Source organism: Mesorhizobium sp. M0208 (assembly GCF_040322015.1).
Lineage (GTDB): Bacteria > Pseudomonadota > Alphaproteobacteria > Rhizobiales > Rhizobiaceae > Mesorhizobium.
This window is the reverse complement of sequence record NZ_JAMYSP010000117.1, coordinates 1-1,072: the sequence shown is the minus strand read 5'-3', so window position 1 is coordinate 1,072 and position 1,072 is coordinate 1. Positions and strand designations below refer to the sequence as shown.

Genomic DNA, 1,072 nt, shown 5'->3' with positions numbered 1-1,072 from the left:
CCGGATCGGATAGCTTCGATCGGCCCGCGTCGTTCTTTTCCTCCGGCGACGCGGGCTCGCCGTCCTCGCTACCGGTTGAGCAGCCACAGAACAAACGAAAGCACGATGCTGATAAGAATCCCGGTGCCGATCGGAGCATAAAACGTGAAGTTCTCACGTTGGATCACGAGGTCACCGGGCAATCTGCCCAGACCGACCCGCGACAACCAGGGCCACAACAGGCCTATGGCAACTATGATCGAACCAACGACAATGAGAGTTCTGGACATGGGGGATCCGGCCGGGAATATAGTGGGTCCCTTGGCTGGGCTCATTTCATTGCTGTTTTGCTGTCGTTGCGCCTCAATTTCTTTTGGTTTTTTCTTGTCATCTTCGCCGTCTCGTTGTCGGCATCGACGACTGCGCGAAGCAATTCGTCCATCTTGGCGTGCAGAGCCTGAGTATCGCGGTGCTCGGCGAGCTGGATGAACAGCGCCATAGCCCAGATCGCCAGTGTGGCAACACCATGCCAGTCAAAGCCATTTTGGCCTGGCCACGGCCTGCACTGCTTCAGATGCTCAGAGGCGTCTATGTATCATCACCAATGCGTCCAAATGCCGTTCTCCTCGTTGACAGTCGCCGAGAATACACCAGTTTGATTTGAAGGCACGTCGCAGGTTGGCGCCCGCAAGCACCTGAAGCCGGCGACTATTTTGATGAAAGACGGTCGAGGACAACTCCGGATGGACGCGTGCCGTCGCAGCGACCAAATTGCAGTGTCGCCGGGCCTCGCCAGAACGTGTCCATCTTTCTCCGGCTCGCGCGTTGGAGGATGCCAGATCGCCGGCTCTATCCTGGTGGCGAGCAGCAGACGTGCGCAATGGCCGGGGGCTCACAGTTTCACCCAGCTGCTGGTGATGAATGAGGTGAGGCCCGCCGCGCCTCGTTTTGGGTCAGCTGGAGGATGTGCTCGCCAGAGCAGGCTTGACAGTTCTGCTGGAGGGGGCGGGTTTGTCCGCCTCTGTTCGCGGGTATGTGCTCGAAGGTCAGATTGTTCGAGCTCATCGATGACCGGGTCGTTGTTCGCCTGCCT

3 protein-coding genes are annotated in these 1,072 nt (G+C 58.5%); all 3 read right to left on the bottom strand.

Annotated features, from left to right (window positions below):
• Positions 1–68: 68 nt before the first annotated feature.
• Entirely contained in the window at positions 69–269 is a 201-nt protein-coding gene (locus NKJ17_RS33890) for a DUF2905 domain-containing protein (protein ID WP_352692061.1), read from the bottom strand.
• A 41-nt stretch (positions 270–310) separates the two neighbouring features.
• Entirely contained in the window at positions 311–478 is a 168-nt protein-coding gene (locus NKJ17_RS33885) for a low affinity iron permease family protein (protein ID WP_352692059.1), read from the bottom strand.
• Positions 479–871: 393 nt separating this feature from the next.
• Positions 872–1,072, bottom strand: a 201-nt coding sequence (locus NKJ17_RS33880; protein WP_352692057.1) for a hypothetical protein, incomplete at its 5' end; no start/stop codon positions are given.

What these genes read in the sequence shown, in the direction of transcription:
- NKJ17_RS33890 (WP_352692061.1), bottom strand. Translation starts at nt 269, where the DNA reads ATGTCCAGAACTCTCATTGTCGTTGGTTCGATCATAGTTGCCATAGGC.
- NKJ17_RS33885 (WP_352692059.1), bottom strand. Translation starts at nt 478, where the DNA reads ATGGCGCTGTTCATCCAGCTCGCCGAGCACCGCGATACTCAGGCTCTG.